At 67.0% G+C, this 17,194-nt stretch carries 14 protein-coding genes and 6 pseudogenes; 8 read left to right on the top strand and 12 right to left on the bottom strand.

Annotation, left to right across the window (positions count from 1 at the left end):
• Positions 1-366: 366 nt before the first annotated feature.
• Entirely contained in the window at positions 367-615 is a 249-nt protein-coding gene (locus E2E34_RS18680; protein WP_138903059.1) for a hypothetical protein, read from the bottom strand.
• A 701-nt stretch (positions 616-1,316) separates the two neighbouring features.
• Here E2E34_RS18680 and E2E34_RS18675 point away from each other — a divergent pair.
• Entirely contained in the window at positions 1,317-1,781 is a 465-nt protein-coding gene (locus E2E34_RS18675; protein ID WP_138903058.1) for a hypothetical protein, read from the top strand.
• A gap of 96 nt (positions 1,782-1,877) precedes the next feature.
• On the opposite strand, the gene E2E34_RS18670 is transcribed toward E2E34_RS18675, so the two are convergent.
• Positions 1,878-2,939, bottom strand: coding sequence for a hypothetical protein (locus E2E34_RS18670; protein ID WP_138903057.1), 1,062 nt, complete (start codon positions 2,937-2,939; stop codon positions 1,878-1,880).
• A 456-nt stretch (positions 2,940-3,395) separates the two neighbouring features.
• Between E2E34_RS18670 and E2E34_RS18665 the strand changes: the two are divergent.
• A pseudogene (locus E2E34_RS18665) lies at positions 3,396-4,213 on the top strand (IS5 family transposase).
• A gap of 73 nt (positions 4,214-4,286) precedes the next feature.
• Here E2E34_RS18665 and E2E34_RS18660 read toward each other — a convergent pair.
• Positions 4,287-5,057, bottom strand: coding sequence for a transposase (locus tag E2E34_RS18660; RefSeq protein WP_138903055.1), 771 nt, complete (start codon positions 5,055-5,057; stop codon positions 4,287-4,289).
• Positions 5,058-5,366: 309 nt separating this feature from the next.
• Positions 5,367-5,456, bottom strand: a pseudogene (locus E2E34_RS36545) (GTP cyclohydrolase I FolE); the annotation flags it as partial.
• Positions 5,457-5,494: 38 nt separating this feature from the next.
• On the opposite strand from E2E34_RS36545, the gene E2E34_RS18650 reads away from it, so the two are divergent.
• Positions 5,495-5,911: a DUF3224 domain-containing protein gene (locus tag E2E34_RS18650; protein WP_138903054.1), complete on the top strand. Its 417-nt coding sequence runs from the start codon at positions 5,495-5,497 to the stop codon at positions 5,909-5,911.
• Positions 5,912-6,152: 241 nt separating this feature from the next.
• On the opposite strand, the pseudogene E2E34_RS18645 reads toward E2E34_RS18650, so the two are convergent.
• From E2E34_RS18645 to E2E34_RS18635, 3 genes and pseudogenes are all read right to left on the bottom strand, one after another.
• Positions 6,153-7,356: pseudogene (locus tag E2E34_RS18645) on the bottom strand (IS701 family transposase).
• A gap of 151 nt (positions 7,357-7,507) precedes the next feature.
• A complete protein-coding gene (locus E2E34_RS18640; protein WP_138903053.1) occupies positions 7,508-7,993 on the bottom strand; it encodes a hypothetical protein in 486 nt (161 codons plus the stop codon).
• Between the two features lie 59 nt (positions 7,994-8,052).
• A pseudogene (locus E2E34_RS18635) lies at positions 8,053-8,688 on the bottom strand (IS5 family transposase); the annotation flags it as partial.
• Positions 8,689-8,981: 293 nt separating this feature from the next.
• Here E2E34_RS18635 and E2E34_RS37475 point away from each other — a divergent pair.
• The gene (locus E2E34_RS37475) at positions 8,982-9,263 is read left to right on the top strand and encodes a hypothetical protein (RefSeq protein ID WP_425573449.1); all 282 of its coding nucleotides are present in this window, start codon (positions 8,982-8,984) and stop codon (positions 9,261-9,263) included.
• Positions 9,264-9,666: 403 nt separating this feature from the next.
• Here E2E34_RS37475 and E2E34_RS18625 read toward each other — a convergent pair whose 3' ends face one another.
• Positions 9,667-10,194, bottom strand: coding sequence for a hypothetical protein (locus tag E2E34_RS18625; protein ID WP_138903051.1), 528 nt, complete (start codon positions 10,192-10,194; stop codon positions 9,667-9,669).
• Positions 10,195-12,612: 2,418 nt separating this feature from the next.
• On the opposite strand from E2E34_RS18625, the gene E2E34_RS18620 reads away from it, so the two are divergent.
• Together E2E34_RS18620 and E2E34_RS18615 are read left to right on the top strand one after the other, a co-directional pair.
• Positions 12,613-12,855, top strand: a complete 243-nt coding sequence (locus tag E2E34_RS18620; RefSeq protein WP_138903050.1) for a hypothetical protein — start codon at positions 12,613-12,615, stop codon at positions 12,853-12,855.
• An 11-nt stretch (positions 12,856-12,866) separates the two neighbouring features.
• On the top strand, positions 12,867-13,700 hold the full coding sequence (locus E2E34_RS18615) for a helix-turn-helix domain-containing protein (RefSeq protein WP_138903049.1): 834 nt from the start codon (positions 12,867-12,869) through the stop codon (positions 13,698-13,700).
• A 215-nt stretch (positions 13,701-13,915) separates the two neighbouring features.
• On the opposite strand, the gene E2E34_RS18610 is transcribed toward E2E34_RS18615, so the two are convergent.
• The 3 genes from E2E34_RS18610 to E2E34_RS18600 are packed head-to-tail and all read right to left on the bottom strand — an operon-like array spanning position 13,916 to position 15,807.
• Positions 13,916-14,470: an HNH endonuclease family protein gene (locus tag E2E34_RS18610; protein ID WP_138903048.1), complete on the bottom strand. Its 555-nt coding sequence runs from the start codon at positions 14,468-14,470 to the stop codon at positions 13,916-13,918.
• Positions 14,471-14,530: 60 nt separating this feature from the next.
• On the bottom strand, positions 14,531-15,457 hold the full coding sequence (locus E2E34_RS18605; RefSeq protein WP_167518316.1) for an FG-GAP repeat protein: 927 nt from the start codon (positions 15,455-15,457) through the stop codon (positions 14,531-14,533).
• The gene (locus E2E34_RS18600; RefSeq protein ID WP_167518315.1) at positions 15,415-15,807 is read right to left on the bottom strand and encodes an FG-GAP repeat protein; all 393 of its coding nucleotides are present in this window, start codon (positions 15,805-15,807) and stop codon (positions 15,415-15,417) included. The genes E2E34_RS18605 and E2E34_RS18600 overlap by 43 nt, the downstream gene beginning before the upstream one ends.
• Positions 15,808-15,844: 37 nt before the next feature.
• Here E2E34_RS18600 and E2E34_RS18595 point away from each other — a divergent pair.
• Positions 15,845-16,192 (top strand): annotated as a pseudogene (locus tag E2E34_RS18595) (calcium-binding protein); the annotation flags it as partial.
• Positions 16,193-16,291: 99 nt separating this feature from the next.
• On the top strand, positions 16,292-16,516 hold the full coding sequence (locus tag E2E34_RS35495; protein WP_167518314.1) for a hypothetical protein: 225 nt from the start codon (positions 16,292-16,294) through the stop codon (positions 16,514-16,516).
• Here the strand turns inward: E2E34_RS35495 and E2E34_RS18590 are convergent.
• Positions 16,456-16,948, bottom strand: a pseudogene (locus E2E34_RS18590) (transposase); the annotation flags it as partial. The gene E2E34_RS35495 and the pseudogene E2E34_RS18590 overlap by 61 nt on opposite strands.
• Positions 16,949-17,194 lie beyond the last annotated feature (246 nt).

Below are 17,194 nucleotides of genomic sequence, written 5' to 3'. Positions count from 1 at the left end.
GGCCCCGGCCCCGGCCCCGGCGGCCGGCCCATCAAAGAACCGGCACACGCACCCGGGGACGACAGAGCCTGGCCGAAGAGCCGGACCCCGGCACCAGACGCCGCACCGGGCGCCGCACCGGCCCCGATCACCATCCCACCCGACGTCACCGCCTGCTCCTTCACCCCGTTCCCCTGCACACGGCTGCCGCCGTTCGCCGGCTTTGCGGGCCCTTCTCCCTGACCGCGTACGGGTGCGCTCGCGGCGGGCGCGCTGTCAGCTCGCCGAGACGGCGGGCGCTGGGGATCAGCCGGCACACATGGGCACGAGGCTCTCCGCGAAGCCGGGGGCCACCGCGCCCCGGATCAGTCGCCGGTCGGACCGTGATCAACTCAGCGCCTGCCGCTGTGCGGAGGTCCCAAGACCGTCCCACCCGCCGGTCGGCCTGCCGACGTCGGCAGGAAACGTGCCGATGATCAGCCTGCCGGGATGTAGCTGCGCGCCGGCTGCGCCGGCCCTGCTCTGCCGCTCGATCGCCTCAATAATGCCCAGGTCGACCCGCTGTGCGGGAACGACGGCCTGGTGTGCGGCGAGCACCTCGGTGGAAGCCGGGCGAAGCCTGCCGCGGGTGTTCACTGGCGCCCCCGGGCACGGCCCCCGCCATCGAGGTGGCAGCCACCTCTCGGGATGGCCGGGACCCGGACGGCGCGGACCGCCTGGGCGCCGACCGCGCCGTTACCACGGCAACGATCCCGGAACTGACCAGCCGCAACTGTGTCGCGTACGCGGGCGAGCCCGGGCGCAGCTCCAGCTGCCCCGCCCCCGTGTGGAAGGCGACGACGGCGACTCGCGCAGGCAGGTTCCGGAAGAAGGCCGCCGCGATGGCCGGCCACCGATCCAGGACACTTCCACAGGCCGCCGCGCTCCAGGCCCGTCATTGCTGTGTCCGGACGCGCAGAGCCTGGACGGACCAGTCGAACACTGGAGCCCTTCGACGTGTTGCCGGTGTGGCACGCCGTGAAAGTCTTCCGACCGCGATTCTCGTCAAGCAGAGGCCCCGTCTTGTACTTCGTCAGCTGCACCGTCGTGCTCGAGTCGGGCCCGGTGCAGTGCAGTTGCGTGAAGTGGATCTGAGTGTCCACGCCATAGTTACTGTTCTGGAAGCCGCGGTATGCGAACGGGTGACGGCCGGACTGGCAGTTGAGCCTGCCGCCATCTGCCCCGTGGACATGGCCGGCACCGTGGGGGGGTGGTTCGCGGACCAGCCCGGTTTGCTTCGGCCCAGGCCGATACGATCTCGCGCGAGGCAGGGCGGCGGCTCGTTTGAAGGAGTTCACGTGGCAGAACTGATGCAGCAGCAGGAGCTCAATATCGAGGTCGACTTCTTCGGGTTCGGGTTTCAGGAGCCGGACGATCGATTCGTGCCGGTCGGCTACCCGGAGGGGCGTGTGCCGGAAACGTTCTTGACGGCCCACCCTGGCCGCATCGATGTCGAAAGCGGGGGGCACACTCACACCGCGGCCATGACCGTCGAGGTGTGGAACGCGGAGCCGCCTTCCGCACATGGACGTGAGGCGTGGGAGGCGCAGGGGCAGGCCCGAATTCACAGCCCGTCCGGGGAGTTGGCGCTGTGGGCTGCTGCCGGCCCCATGACCGAGTCCGTGCGTCTCCCCGAGGCGGGCAGGGAGTGGCAGGTGCGGATCTACTGCGTGGGCCGGGAGGAAGTGCGGCGCCTGGCGCAGGAGTCGGTCCCCGAAGGTGTTGAGCGCTACCTGGCCCAGTTCTCGCCTGCCGATGCGTGAAAGGGCAGGGCGGGAGTCAAACCGCTCCCGCCCCGCTGGACTTTCAGCCGATCTTGAGATCTCAATCACCTGGTCAGGAATACGTTCGTACGCGCGTCAATGACCGGAACTTTGGTCTGGCTTAGGAGGGGTCATCTCTCCGGGTGGAGGTGAAGAGCCGCCCGCAGGCCATGATCCACGCACTCCTTCCATCAGAGTGTTCCCCCTCTTATCAAGCATGCGCGTCAGAGCCTCTTGCCCAATCCCGAACGCAATTGCCCATGCGGCAATCTGCCCTCGATGGTCCAGTGCCGTGAGACCTGGGATGAATTCGCCGTGAATCAGGACCAATCCAAGCATGGCGGACAAGGCGCCGACGGGTATGCGCAAGAAAAGCAGACTCATGGGCACCATGTAAGGGACAGCGAGGCCACGAATTCCATGCAGTGCGGCAGCGCCCGCCAGGGCAGCCGCCCCAGCACCCAAGGAGGCCACGAGCATCACGTCGCCACCCTGTGGCGCCACATCACGGATTGCCCCCTCTTCGAGCGGACATACCATGATTTTCCTGTTGGGGTTATCTGGGTCCTGCGGTGAGAAGCAAAGTTTATCCGCCAGCGCTTCTGGAGTTGAGTATCCAGAAACAATGAACAGCAAAACGATAATCAACATGATCCCGGAAGCCAGCAGCAGGGCGTTCCGGAAGCCACGAACGCGGGATATATCCCATTCCTCGGCATGGTTTGCAGCATGAAGGACGCCTACGGCAAGCTCTCGATAGGCAGCCCCCAATTCATTTCGATTACTGCGAAGATGCTCTTGCAGAATCCGTAGCCGAGGGTCGGCGCCATCGAGATGTTGAACACCCTTCGCTAAAACGACGGGCCCCCACCATGCAAGTTCCTCGTCCGGGGTAATCTCCAGAATGATAAGCTCAGTCTCATGAATACTGACCAAAGCGAGGTCTTTAGCTGACCCAAAAGGGTGTGCCCTTCTCTCTGCCGCATACCGGGCCGCCATCAACAGGCAATTCGCCTTATCCGCAAGCTTCTCATTATGGGCGGGCATGTCCATTTCCGCGATTCGGTCGAGCTGCCCCTGCAGCACCGCAACGTGCGCGGACACTCGATGGGTCCAAGGTGCGAGCTTGCCCGTGGCGGCTACATCCCGATCATTCATGGGTCGCTCCAGTCGATTGACCCACTGCAACATCGCCTATATGTCCAAGTGCACCCCAGGCCTAGACCCCTCGCAACTCACCGCAGGGAAGGCACCAATAGTTGACCGATCGCCTAAAGAGGTCGTTTTCGCCTGATGTTTCATCCCGGATTGGGTTGGTTGGCGGATTCTTCGGAACGCGCCAGGAGATGGTGGTCTCGTTGGTGAGACGGTGGGCCATGAGATCGGTCGTCACGAGGTGGATCATGGCCTCGGAGCGTTCGGGGAGGTTTCGCAGTCGCGGGCCAGGCTCCGGTGGAGGATCAGCCAGCCGTAGGTCCGCTCCCTGCCCCCCATTCTGGGATAGGGGCCCCTGGCCCCGGGGGTGCGGGCGGTGATCTCCATATCGAGCCTAAGAGGTCCTAACAAAAGCCGTTGATGGTGTGACTGTCGGCTTGGACGCTCGTTGCTCCATTCGTGGGGACGAGGAACTCTCGTCCGTGGATTGTCTCGGACGAACTGTGGCTGTTGATCGAGCCGTTGCTGCCTGAGCCGACGCCGAAGGCGGTGGCGGGGCGGCCGCGTGTGCCTGACCGGCAGGCGCTGTGCGGGATCCTGTTCGTCCTGCACACCGGGATCCAGTGGGAGTACTTGCCCCAGGAGCTCGGCTTCGGCTCTGGCATGACCTGTTGGCGGCGTTTGGCCGCGTGGAACGAGGCCGGAGTGTGGGATCGGCTCCATGCCGTCCTGTTGACGAAGCTGCGAGCGGCGAAGCAGCTGGACTGGTCCCGGGCGGTGATCGACTCCAGCCACGTCAGGGCCGCTCGACGGGGCCCAAAAGCGGACCCAGCCCGGTCGATCGCGCACGTCCGGGCAGCAAGCACCACGTCCTCGTCGACGGGCAGGGCATCCCGCTCGCGGTGTCGCTGACCGGAGGCAACCGCAACGACATCACCCAGCTGATGCCCCTGCTCGCCAAGATCCCGTCTGTCCCCGGCCTGGTCGGGCGACCGCGACGGAGACCGGAAACCTTGCTCGGCGACCGAGCCTACGACCACGACAAGTACCGCCGCCTTGTCCGGTCCCAGGGCATCAAACCGGTGATCGCCCGCCGCGGCGTCCCACACGGCTCTGGCCTGGGCGTGTATCGGTGGGTCGTCGAACGCACCATCGCCTGGCTGCACGGCTTCCGACGCCTACGCGTCCGCTGGGAACGACGCGACGACATCCATGAAGCCTTCCTCGGCCTCGCCACCTGCCTCATCACCCACCGACACGTCCAACGCCTTTGTTAGGACCTCTAAGGGCTGTCCCGTAATGATCTTCCGCGCGGTGAGGGCGTGGTGGTCGCCGAGCGGGGTGTTCCGTTCAGCCCGTGAGGGCGAGGTTGTGGAGGCGTGCGATCCCGAGCATGGCGTGGTGCACGCCGTGGCCCTTCAGACGGCAGTCGCGCAGGATCTTCCAGCCCTTCATCCGGGCGAAGGTGTGCTCGATGCGGGCCCTGACCTGTTTGTGTGAGCGGTTGTGTTCCTGTTTCCAGGCGGGGAGTTCGGTCTCGCCGTTCGCACGGCGGTGCGGCATCAGCAGGCCGGTGCCCGGGTAGCCGCCGTCCGCCATAGTCAGGGTCCTGCCAACGGCGTCCTTCGCACCGGACTCGGACCATGCCCGGCAGTCGTTGCGGTTGCCGGGCAGCGGTCGGCCGACCACGACGACGAGCCGGGTGTCAGCGTCGATGACGACCTGGTGGTTGGTCGAGTAGCGGTAGTTCTTCGACTGCTCCGCCACGCTGTGGTCGCGGGTCGGCACGAGTGTGCCGTCCACGATCAGCACGGTGTCCTTCGCGAACCGCGTGCGTGGCTGGAGCGCGAGCTTCGGCCCGAGGTGGTCTATGATCCGGTCGGCTGCCGACTTCGAGACCCCGAAGAGCGGGGCGAGCTGGCGCAACGTCAGGTTGGTCCGCCAGTAGGCCGCGACCAGCAGCACCCGGTCCTCCAGCGACAAGCCGCACGGCAGGCCGGGCCGCGGAGCATCCGCGGTCTCGCGGCGCACCACGGTCACCAGCTTGGCGAAGCAGCGCGGGCTCAGCCCGCTTAACGGGGCTATCCAGGACGGCTTCGACGCCGTGATCACACCAGCCACAAACAGATCGTCGCATGATGCCGGCCAGCCACGGTGCGGCTGCCCATCGCCTCGGTCACCTGCCCGGCACAGACTCCCCAAGCACCTCCACACCGACCTGTCTCGCCAGCCACTCCGCTCGGGGGAGATTCCCAAGCTTCGATCCAGGACGGACGGCTTGGCCGAGAAGCTACGTAAACATGATAACAACGACGTGCGTGTGCTGTTGTCTACACACGGTCACGGGGGGACGTCGAACCGCTGGTGAGACCTCGACCTGTGCAAACCCGCCCACGTCGTCGAGCACTTCGCCTGCCGCCCCCAGGTTCAGACCGATCGGACGGGGATGCTGCGCGCCAGCACCAGTTCGTCGTAGCCCTCGTCGTTGGGGAAGGTCGTCAGCGGAGTCGGCCGCCCAGAGGGAGACCGGTGTCAGACCGCACCGATACGGTCGTTCCATGAGAGCTACAGGAACGTTCACTGTCAAAGCGTTCGTGCCGAGCAAGCTGAAGCCGGAACCGGCTGTGCCCACTGGGCTTCCAGTGAGTGTCGCAACGATGGAGAAGCACTTCGAGGGTGAGATTGCCGGCCGCTCGGCGACCCTGTTCACCGCAGCGTTCGACCAAACAACCGGCGTGGGCACCTACGTGGCCATGGAGTCGTTCGAAGGCTCGCTGTGCGGCCGGACCGGCGCCTTCAACTTCGTGCACTCGGCGACGACCTCCGGCAGTGATCGCACAGCAGAGCTCTTCACCATCGTGCCAACGAGCGGTACGGGAGAGCTGGCCGGGATCTCCGGTGCTGGAGGAATGGCCGTCGAGGCTGATGGAACGCATCGGATCTGGTTCGACTACGAGTTGGAAGTGGGTCGATGACAGACGAAGTGCACGAAGCAAGGGCTGTCGGCCTGCGCATGTGCGAGGCTTCAATGCCTGCGACCTGGTACTCCAGCAGCGTTCCGCTATCTGCCCTGGTCAGGGGCATCGTCGGGAGCGTAGTGGGCTGATGGCGTGTCAGGGGCGGTCGTGCCGGACTGCCCCTCCAATGAGTGGCATCGTCGCCGGTAGTGGCAGTGTCTGGCGACGGCCTGACGCCTGCGACGCCACCGTGACCAGCTCATGGCGTGGATGCGAAGCGGCGGGCGGGGTCGGTGCGCGAGGCCAGCTGCCAGCAGTCGGCGGACTTCGGCCACGGTGAGCGGAACCAGGGGGGAACCGTTTCTGCAGCCCCCTCTGCCGCCGCCTGGGCCGCCGTGACCGCGAGAAAGGCGTGCGCAAGCGTGGCCAGGGTGATGTGCAGGGATCCAGGCCGCACTCGATCTTCGCTGCCTGGAAGCACTCCTCGATCGCCCACCGGCGCCCGGCAACGCGCACGAGCCGGTCGACGCCGGTGCCCGACGGGGCATATCCGCGGTAGTAGGCGATTTCATCGGGCCTGCTGATACTGCGCCGGGCCAGCGCCCAGCGGTGATGGGTGGGCCGCTCGCCGTCGAAGTCCTCGATCACCGGGAGCTGGACGGCAGCCCAGTGATAGACACGCGGGCCCTTGGCACCGTCGCCGCACGAGCGCCTCTCCCATGCCTCGTCCGGTGCCTGCGTGAAGAGGTGGTCGATACGGCCAAAGCGCGGCACCTGCTGAGACTTCGGGACGGCGAGCACGTAGCCGACGGCGGCTTCTTCCAGCATCCGGCGAAAGCGCCGTTCCTGGCCGTAGGCGGCATCCGCGGTCACCCAGGCGATCGGCAGCGGCGAGGCGAGCGCGCGCAGCACCATGGCCCTGGCCAGCTCTGATTTGGTGGCGAACTTCCTCTCATCGGGAATCTTGGCGGCGCGACAGCGTTCGCGGTCGTCCGTCCAGGACTTGGGCAGATACAGCTCGCGGTCCACCAGGGCGCGTCCGCGGGTGGTGGCGTAGGCGGCGAAGACGCCGATCTGGCAGTTCTCGGTGCGGCCGGCGGTGCCGGAGTACTGGCGCTGCACGCCCGCGGAGGTGGTGCCTTTCTTGACGAAGCCGGTGTCGTCGAGGATGAGGCCCCGTCGGCTTGGCCGAGCTTATCGGCGACGTATGTCTTCAGGTCGTCGCGGACGTCGTCGGCGTTCCAGGTGGCTCCGTTCAGCAGCCGTTGCAGGCCGTCGGGGGTGCGGTGGCCTGCATGTTCGGCCAGTTGCCAGCCGTTTTTGCGGCCGACCGGGCCGAGCAGGGCGCGGACGTAGTCGCGCATGCGGCGTCGCAGGTCGGCGAGGCCGAAGCGGTGGCCGATACGCAGGAAGAGGTCGTTGAGTTCACGGTCCCAGGTCGCGTCTGCAAAGTCGTCGATCACGCGGGGAGGCTGCCCTCATAACAGCTCGGACAGTTCTCGATGCCACTCGTTGGAGGGGCAGTCGGGCAAGACCGCCCCTGACACGCCATCAGGCCCCTACACTCCCGACGATGCCCCTGACCAGGCCAGATAGCGAAACGCTGCTGGAGTACTAGGGCTTGTCTCCTTGACTGTCAGCTGGCTGGGGCGCTTGCAGGTGGTCCATGGTGGTGCCGTCGGGATTTCGCCCGAAGGCGGCCTCTAGAACGGCGGGGAGGTCTGCCTCGGAGACCGTGGCGCGCACCTCCGCCAAGACATGACGGAAAGTGTCATCGTCGATGGCGCCCATGTGTTCCTGGCGGAGTTGGTAGATGATTTCGACGAGCTCGGGTCTCAGCCGCATCCAGGCACGGGAAGTGCGGATCTCTTCCTCGACCTGGTCCATGAACCAGCGCATGACCTCGAAGGGAACATCCACGTGTGGCCCGCGAGAGTCGAAGCACACCGTCGGCTCCCGTGCCGGATCCTCGTCGGGGACGACTGCGGTCACGAGACGTCGTTGCCCGGCCACGATGTCCAGTTCCAAGTACCAGGCGTCATCGGGTACGGAGTACATCGCAGTGATCGTGTAGTCGCCGTCGGGGTGTGGGAAGGCCATTGCCGCATGCTGTCACGCTGGGCTGGGGGCGTGCCTCTCCAATACGTGTGCCGGGGTTCCTATCCCCGGACCCATATGAGGATGGCGACGAGGTGGAGTGCGGCCTGGTAGGCAATAGCGAGCTTGTCTGTTCGCATGGCCAGGCCGCGCCACTGCTTGAGCCCGTTGATGCATCGCTCACCTGTGTTGCGCTGCTTGTAAATCTCGCTGTCGAAGGCGGGGGGTCGTCCGCCGGTGCGGCCTCGCTTCAATCGGTGGCCGATCTGGTCTGCGGGCTGCGGGATGACGGCGCGAATGCCGCGTCGGCGGAGATGTGCACGGATCGCGCGGGATGAATAGGCGCGGTCCGCCAAGACGGCCGTCGGCCGGATCCGTGGTCTTCCGAGGCCGCTTCACGGAACCCGGACGCCTGCCATGACAGCCTCGAAGGCGGGGGCATCGCCTGCCTGGCCTGCGGTGAAATGGAACGCGAGAGGCCGTGCACAACCGTCACTGACCAAATGGATCCTCGTACTCAGGCCGCCGCGGGAGCGCGTGATGCTCGGGCTCGGCCCTGCCGAGTGCCCCCTCTTCCCAGCTCCGGCGGCGTGCTGGTGGGCCCGGTCTGCCCCGGACCCGACGTCCTCCGTGTTGTCCGTGAGCCGCAAGAGCTGGAAGAAGGACCGCGCAGCAGGACTTCCTGCTCGTAGGCGTACTCGGACAACTCGTCGATCGGTACCGCGCACAGGGAAGTGACGGTGCTGCGGGGGTGGTGCCGTCTGAACAGCTCGCGCTGATCCGACGTCAGCCCGCGTACGTACACCTTCCAGATCAGCGGGATGCGATCCGGATGTCTCCGGCTCTGTTCCAGCGCGAAGGCCATGGCGTGGTGGCGGTCGACGCTGGCTGATGCCATGCCGAGGGGGATGGAGAGGTACCGTCGGCCCACCGGTCCCGCGGCGATTCGGGCGAGTTCGGCGAGTTGCCGCTCCGTGACGCACATTCTACGGTGGACGACGCCCTCGAAATTGTCGACGTGCGGTCGTTCGTGGCGGTAGTTGAACAGGTCGATACTCAGCAGTTCGACCAGAAAGGCGGCGCTTCGCAAGGCTTGCGCATCTTCGACCAGGCCGTCCTGGCGGAATGCCTTGTTGATCGTGCTGAAGATACGACGGTATCCCGGCTCGGAGGTGTAGAGACGGATCGCGCTGTATTCCTCCACCTGAGAGCCGATGTCGGGCGGGCGGCGGTCGGCCCACTCCTTGGCGCTGGAGAAGAGCGCGTGGACTAGTTCCCGGTCCCGGTCGGGAAGGGGCTCGGCGGCGCGGGCGATGTCCCGTTCCATACGCTCTCTTAGTTCGGCCATGTAGACCGGGTACCGATCCCAGTTTGTACGGATCTCATGGATCGCTCGGCGTAACTGGGCCATGCGCGTGGTGACGTCCGCGCCGGCGAAATAGGTTCTGTCGCCGTCGGCGCTTCCACTGTCACACAGGTCGGGCCGTTCCACGAAGCGGCTCAGTCGTTGCGCTACCGCCATAGAGTTCCTCTCCGTCCCGAAAGCGGGTGAAGACCGGCGTTGAAACCGTGACGTCGGGTCCGGGGCCCGGCCGTGCGGTGTCAGCATCACGGTCACACGACCCGCGCCCCATCACTGATACCGGCGCCCGGGCGCGCCTTCCGGTGAGCGTGTGTCAGCGAGCCTTCTTGATGTCCCGTGAGAAGACCTCCGCCGTCAGGCCGTTCACCTCCCGGTAGGGGACCGTCAACAGCGCAGGGCGGGAGTCGCCCGAGGTGGCCGAGTTTGTCAGTGAAACGGTGCCTGTCCGGACCTGCCTGTACCAGTGCACGAGAATCTCGACCTGAGACTTGGGCTCAACTGTGAACAGGAACCGCTGGGACTCCGTTAGCTGTACCGTCGTCTCGACGCCCGCATGCAGTTCGAGGGACGCCTTCACTTCTGCTTCGGCGATAGGAATTTTCGCCTTTGCCGTCTTCTCTATCGCCCCCTTTATGTCCCACGCAATGGAGCGCGCCCATTGCCGGGAGAGGGTTCGCTCAACCGTGATCCGAACTCCGCCACTGTTAGCGAAAACGCCGACGCGCTCTACGGCAGCCAGTTCCTTTTCGGTGTCACCGTCCGAGGTGCCGGCGAGCTCCCAGCCGCCCCCCTGTTCCCCCTTTCCATTGAGGAGGAAATGTACACCCAGAGAGACGATCATGGGCGCGATAAACTGGATCATCAGTCCCCCATCTCGGTCGGGAAACACGACCTCCCGTGGAGTCCCCACAGGTAGCCGCCGTGCCCAGCGACAGCATGACACATAACGTTCCGCCGTTGGGATTACGAGCGATAAACCAGTGGACTGTTGAGGCAGCTGGGAAACCTGAGGAGAAATACCAGCGGCAACTCGACCCGATCAGCACCATGGAAACGGCACCGAAAGGGCGCCGGCCTGCCTCCGAGTTACCGGGCTGTGTCCCGAAGTGTGGCTGAGGCAGGCCTGACGGCCACTGCGACTGGCCGTTGAAGCTAGACGCACAAGTGCGCAAAGAGGTCCCACGCCGCCACAGCTTGGGACCTCGTCCTTGCAGATTGCACCGCGCACGATGCCCTCACCCGCTTGTGCCATGTAGCGCAGCGCGCTTGACGCTAACTCAATGGATCAGGAGCCGATGAAAAGCGACGGCGGCCAGGCAGGGCAGCTGCGTTCACCGGCGGATCCCGCCCGGGGCGGGGTCGGGATCGGCCACGGGGCGTCGCGGGTCCTGGCGTGTCAGGTGTCAGGTAGCCACGGTGATCGGCGGGCCTCTGTTCGGCCAGCGCGTCGTTGTACGGAGGGTGGAGCAGGAGCTTCCGGACGTTTCGTGGCCCACGGGCCCACCGTGGGTCAGAAAACGTCCGGAAGCTGCTCGACGACATCGCGTCGCCTGTAGGCACGCTTCGCTGCAACGAGGCACGCCCGATTCCCCTGTTTGTGTCGAGTAGCAACGGCCGGGGAGACCGCGTCAAGAAGCCGCGCAGGTCAGCGGCAGGAGAAAGGTTTACGCGAATCCGTCAGATCCGGGTGGCAAAGGGCACGGCATCAGGAGCCGAACTCAATCCTCGGATAGGGAGGCACCGGCCATCGCACGAGACGGCCTGTCGACCGGGCAGGCCGGTGCGCAGTCTGGACGCGAGCCTGCGGCCTTCGGGAGGTCCGCGCCGAACAGCACTGGCGCAGCACCCGACCGTTGCAGCGATGCATCGTCGCGGCCGCTGACTCGCTTGGCCAGTGCGCCGGTGTGAGGCTGGCCGGTTGAGGCACCGGTGGAGACTGCGCACGGGCAAGGGATGGCGTCCGCACGACGCCGGCGACCGGTTGGGTGTCGATGGGGGCAGCGGAGTTCCCGCGCCAGGTCCCGACCGTGGGCGCCTTCGCACTCCCGCTGGGCTGGACGGAGGTTGCCCTTTGACCGAGTTCGTCGGTGTGGTGGCGTCGGACAGTAGCCTCAGGCATCAGGCGTGGCGTCTTCGTGTTGCGAGCAGCAGAGGAAGCTCGGTACGGAGTCCTGTTGTCCGGCGACGGCAGCGAGGATGCCCACCACCCCGCTCCGTGGGCAGCGTATGGGGTCTCGGCACAGCGGTATGCGTCCGTGTTGGTGACGACAGCATGCGGATGGCTTGGAGGCTGCGGTCCGCTGTTCCCTGTCGTGCGTGTTCGGACGGTGTCGGCCGTGGGGGCGCCTGGGAAGCGTGTGGTGAGACGGCAGTTCCAGTCGTCACCCCCGTGGCCTTGCCCCACAGCGGCAGCCACGATCTCCACCGCCGCCGTGGCCGCACTCCTGCGGCCCAAGGGCACGCCAGGGTACGGGCGCAGTTGGGCAACTGAGAGGAGCTGGCGAACCGCGGGCGGAAGCAGGTTGCCCTCGTCACCTACTCCAGAATGCCGGCGACCAGACCAAGGGCTGGGGTTGCAGAGCCCGCCTAGCCCCACGATGGCGATGGCTTTGTCGCCCCACGAGAGTCTGGGGTCGAGAGATGCGGCGTTCCGCTTCGCGGGCTGTCGGGAGCTGGCGAGCACGTCGTGGTCGGGCCAGGCATCGGTGGGCTCCCGCAAGCCGGCGTCCCGAAACGCCTCGTGGAGCGTGCGGAGAAGGAGTGCGATCTGGTCGCGCCGGGTGTGCGCCGCACGCTCTGTGTACGACCGCACGTCGATGCTGACCAGCATGAGGTGGGCATCTGCCACGAACCTCGGCGTGTGTTCCATGTCAGGTCCCTCCTTCAGCTCGCTCGCTACCGGGTTGAGTGCAGCAAGACCAGGTCCGCCTTCGGCTCTGGCGTCCTGCTGCGGTTGTCCCCAGATCCTGTTCGTTTCATCCGTTCCGAACAAGGGGTCCAAGCAGTGCGGGAGTTGGACCTTGCGCTCAATCACGGAAACGCCCGTGCCGGCTTAGGCCGACTGACCTGGGGCGTCGCCGCTGAGGGCGGCCAGGGCAACTGGGACGAGATGAAACAGTCGCGTGCGGGCGCTCTTTACTCCTTTTAGCGGCGGGCAGAAAGCTGTGCACTGAGGTTCCGGATCCTCCAGCCCTGCAAGGCTGGGGGATCGTCGTATACGGGGCCTCGAGTCGAGTAGCAACGATCGAGGAGATCACAAATGAAGAAGAGGCGTGGCCCCAAGCACGCTTGCGTGCAGGGCGGCGGCCCGGCGGAGGCCGGCAGCGTTCAGCTGCCGGCCCCGGCCGTCGTCGTCATCATCGTGGTCCTGCTCCTGACCGCCGCCCTGGCGGTCACCGGGCAGAGCCTGGAAGCGATCATCGCGACACTGGCGGTCGGCGGCCTGGTGGCCGTCGAGCTCCTGCGCCGCACCGTGGCGATCTTCACCGTCCGCGTGGCGTAAGGGGCGGCGTCATGGGGTGCAACACCAGCGCCCTGGCGACGCCCGCCCCCGTCATCGAGCTGGCGCAGTGGCTTCGGTCACTGCGCCAGCTCTCGGGGTTGAGCTACCGCCAGATGGCCGCGAAGGCAACAGCCGATCCTCATCGTCCAGTCCCCCACCTGCGGTTCTACCACGCCGACCGGGGACGCAAGCTCCCCACGTGGCAGGTCGTCGAGTCGTACGTACGCGTGTGCGGCGCGGACGAACGGCAGGCTGAGCGGCTGTGGAAGAAGGCCGAGACCGCTATAGCGGCACCGGGCAGCCCAGCCGCACGGCGTCGCCCCGTGCTCGCCCCCGAGTTCATCGGCGAGCCCATCGAACTGCTGGACGCCATGCGCGCCATGCGGTTCTCCCACGGGAACAGATCACTGCGTGAGCTTGATCAGGCCGCCGGCCTGGGTCTGCTGCCGCGCAGCACCCTGGGTGCCGTCCTGTCCGGAAAACGCATGCCCTCCAAGAACCTGCTCATGGTCTTCGTACGGGTATGCGGAGGCGTGCAGCCGGGCACGCCCAAAGCCATGGCCTGGGAGCATGCCTGGACCCGGGCCGACGCCCACCGCCGGGGACTACCCGCCCCCGCCGCTGCCGGCATGCCGCAGCAAGACCGCATCGAGGAGACACGGCGAGATACCGACGGCGGCGACGTGCCGGCGAGGTCCGCCACCGGCAGGCCCGCGCGGACATGGCGCAAGCGCGCCGCGCGGATGCTGCACGCCCTCTTGCCCGCTCCCAACGCCTCGCCCACCAGCACAACCACCCCAGCCGCCATGCCGGTGGTGAGGCTTCCTTCACCGACACCGAGGTGAACAGACGTGCCCCCGGCAGACGCCGGGGGCCACGGTCCGCTCGCGCCACGCGGCTCACTTAGGCGTAAGACCCTCACTTGCCTGCAGGGCAAGACGCTGCCCGGCGGCTGGCAGGCAGCAGGCCCAAGGAGTCAGCGCGACGGAAGCAGACCGTTCATCTGCCGCGGCACCCTCCCCCGGTTCGCCAGCCCCGCCAGGAGCGGTGCGTTCCCGTTCTATGGGACCCGATCGAAATAGACCTCCGTGGTCGGGCACTGCTCGGCCAAGTCGAGCAGCTCGGCCTCTTCCTGCGGGTCGACGGCCAGATTCCAGCGGATCTTGGTCGCGGTCCATTCCGCTGCGTCCTGGCAGTGGACCTCGCCTACGGGCGGCATCCACGTCGTGGGGTCCTGGTCGGACTTGCTGCGGTTAGAGCGGGCGGTGACGCCGACCAGCGAGGTAAGGGCGCCCAGGTCGTTGGCGTAAGCCTCACGCCGCTGCGCCGTCCACGCCGATGCGCCGGAATCCCACGCCTCGGCGAGCGGCACCACATGGTCGATGTCCAGCCCGGAAGGACCAGACACGGTCGTCGCGTCGTAATACGACCACCAGGTGCCGCCGGTCAACCTGCACCTGGGGCCGACCAGCGCCGTGGCAGCGCGGACGGCCGACCCACCGGCTTCGACAAGACGATCTACAAGCGTCGCAACGAAGTCGAGGGAACGATCGACGCCGTCAACGGATTCCGCGCCATAGCCACCCGAGTCGACCGGAGGGCGTACATCTTCCATGACACCGAGACCGTCGCTGCCCTGGGCCTTTGGCTTCGTTCGTGACCCGCGGGACAGTCCTCAGCGGCTGATCGTTCCGCCGAACTCGACCGCTCCCCGCAGGCCCAGGCTGCCCGGGGTCACCGAGAGGATCGGCAGCGGCTCGCCCTCCTCGCGGGACGGGAAGTCCCAGACACCGCCCGAGCCCGCGTTCTCGCCGGGCGCGCCCACCGCGATGTCGAGGTAGTTGTCGCCGTTGTAGTCGCCGCTGGCGACCGCCCCGCCGAAGCGGTCGCCAGCCTCCGCCGTGCCGGGCACCCGCTCTGTGTTCTGGGTGCGGGGCGAGCCGACCGGCGTGCCGTCCTGGAGGATGGTGAGGGAGTACCAGGAGCCTGCCTTGGCCTGGGTGCCGGCCCCTTCCTGGCTGACGCCGACGAACAGTTCGTCGTGGCCGCCCCGGTCGACGTCGGCGACGGCGAGCGACGCGCCGAAGTTGTCCTCCGCCTCGGCGGTACCGCCGACGGCCCGGGAGGACTGCGTGGCGCACGTGGCGATGCCGCCGAGGGTGGTACCCGGCTTGCCCAGGAACATGGCCACCGCGCCGCCGAGGCGGTCCTCGCAGAGCGTGCTGTCGGCGTCCGGGTTGGCCTGGACGAGACCGATCGCGAGGTCAGTGGCCTGGTCGCCGTTGAGGTCGCCGGCCACCAGCGCGGAACCGTGATCGCCGGTGGTCCAGATCGACTTCCAGCCGCCCGACGTCTTGCTGAGGACATGCGTGCCGGCGGTCTCCATGCCGTCGTACGTGACAGCGAGGTCGTCGCGGCCGTCGCCGTCGAAGTCACCCGTGGTGACGGCCCGGGGAGCCGAGAACTGGTACCCCTGGACGAGGGACGTGGTGGAGGATGAGTCCGCGGTGAACGGCCCGCGGCGCAGCAGCATTGCGCCGCTCTCCTCGCCGGCCGTGCTCAGGGCGAGGTCCTGGTGGCCGTCGTGGTCGTAGTCGCCCACCGTAAGCAGCCTGCCGAGCCGGCCGTCTGCCTCGCCCTTGGCCGCGGTGAGCCCGCTCCTGAAGCCGGTGGCCGAGCCCCACAGACGGTCGCGGTGCCCTGGCGCTCGATGCCGGTGTCGGTGAGCCGTTCGCCCGGGGCGGTGACGGTCAGGTCGCTGTAGCCGTCGCCATTGAGGTCGGCGGCCGCGACCGCCGTACCGAACAGGTCGTCCGCCTCTGCGGTGCCCGGCACCCCGGTGGTGTCCTGGCTGACGCTGGTCGAGCCCTTGCCGCCGAGGCCCTTCGGGCTGCCCCACACCACATTGACGTAGCCGGCCTTGGCCTTGCCGCCGACGGCCGCCTTCGGCATGCCGGCCGCCAGGTCCGCGTACCCGTCGCCGTTCACCAAGGATTCCGCCGCCAAGGCGGAGGTCCTGCGCAACTCCAAGCTAACGGTCAACGCCTCGCCGGAACCGGTGAAGAAGAACAAGACGATCACCATCACGGGCGCCCTGACCCGCGCCAACTGGGAAACCTACAAGTACGGGGGCTACACCAAGCAGCCGGTGAAGCTCCAGTACAAGAAGAAGGGCACCAGCACCTACACAACCCTCAAGACCGTCACGACGGACAGCAAGGGCGTCCCGAAGACGACGACGAACGCCACGGCGGACGGCTACTTCCGCTACTCCTTCGCCGGCACGTCCACCACCCCGGCGGTCACCTTCGCAGCGGACTACGTCGACGTGACGTAAACCCTCGGCAGGGTCATCGATCCTCCAGCAAGCGCAAAAGGCCCAGACTGGAGACCCCTCGACCTGGGCCTTCCTGAACCCGGCTGTTTCCCTGCCGGCGTGCCAGTCAGCCGCCATCCCTTCCCGCTTTCCAAGCTGATCAACGATCTCGGCCGCCGCCAAGCCTTCGCCGCTTGCTGCTCGGGCGCGGCCGGGCGGTTGTCGCCGTGCATCGCAGAGCACGACGGTGGCGTCGTCGTTCAGGCACCCGTCGTGCTGTTCGTGCCGTCCATGACCTTGTCGGTGATGGTGGAGATGGCCTGGTGGGACACGTCGGCGCCATAGACCTCCGCGAGGTGGGCCTGGACGTCGCCGGTCCTCAGCCTTTCGCGAACAAAGGGATCACCATCTCGTCCACACCGGACAGCCGCTTCTGCCGCTTCCTGACGATCCTAGGCTCGAACGATCCGTCCCGGTCGCGGGGTCCGGACATCTCGACCGGCCCGACGTCGGTGATTACGGTCTTAGCCCGGGTGCCGTTTCGGGAGTTGCCGCCGTTCTTGCCGGACGGGTCGTGGTTGTCATTGGTCGGTGATCTCGCCCCGCGAGAGCCGACTGCAGCAGCCGCTTCGTCAACTGCTGCAGCAGCCCGCCCTCGCCCGTCAACTGCAATGCCTCGGCCTGGGCCCGGCCCACCAGTTCGTCGATGAGCTGATCGTCCACCGCCTTCGACGGCAGCGACGTTTCGACGGACTCGGCCACGTTCTCACTGGTCATCGATGCATCTTCCTTGATCAGGAGTTACACCGAACGTTTCACAGTCCCGCCTGGCGACGTCAGGCGGCGCACCGCCCGGCATCCCGTAGCGTCCGAGCACATCCCCCGCGCGCAATGGGAGGGGCCCGCGGACCTTGTGGCCCGCGGGCACCTCTGCACCGTGCGCGGCCGACGGCTACCCAGGCTGAGGGTCTCGGTGTGTGACGTCGACGACCTCGGCCTCGTACGCTGCGCCGCCGTCCGCCC

This window comes from Streptomyces albidochromogenes (assembly GCF_005981925.1).
Lineage (GTDB): Bacteria > Actinomycetota > Actinomycetes > Streptomycetales > Streptomycetaceae > Streptomyces > Streptomyces albidochromogenes.
This window is presented reverse-complemented; position numbering and strand designations above follow the sequence as displayed.

Excerpts from the sequence above, each read along its gene's own strand:
- E2E34_RS18670 (WP_138903057.1), bottom strand. The coding sequence starts at position 2,939 with ATGAATGATCGGGATGTAGCCGCCACGGGCAAGCTCGCACCTTGGACC.
- E2E34_RS18650 (WP_138903054.1), top strand. The coding sequence starts at position 5,495 with ATGAGAGCTACAGGAACGTTCACTGTCAAAGCGTTCGTGCCGAGCAAG.
- E2E34_RS18640 (WP_138903053.1), bottom strand. The coding sequence starts at position 7,993 with ATGGCCTTCCCACACCCCGACGGCGACTACACGATCACTGCGATGTAC.
- E2E34_RS18625 (WP_138903051.1), bottom strand. The coding sequence starts at position 10,194 with ATGATCGTCTCTCTGGGTGTACATTTCCTCCTCAATGGAAAGGGGGAA.
- E2E34_RS18620 (WP_138903050.1), top strand. The coding sequence starts at position 12,613 with ATGAAGAAGAGGCGTGGCCCCAAGCACGCTTGCGTGCAGGGCGGCGGC.
- E2E34_RS18615 (WP_138903049.1), top strand. The coding sequence starts at position 12,867 with ATGGGGTGCAACACCAGCGCCCTGGCGACGCCCGCCCCCGTCATCGAG.
- E2E34_RS18610 (WP_138903048.1), bottom strand. The coding sequence starts at position 14,470 with ATGGAAGATGTACGCCCTCCGGTCGACTCGGGTGGCTATGGCGCGGAA.
- E2E34_RS18600 (WP_167518315.1), bottom strand. The coding sequence starts at position 15,807 with ATGCCGAAGGCGGCCGTCGGCGGCAAGGCCAAGGCCGGCTACGTCAAT.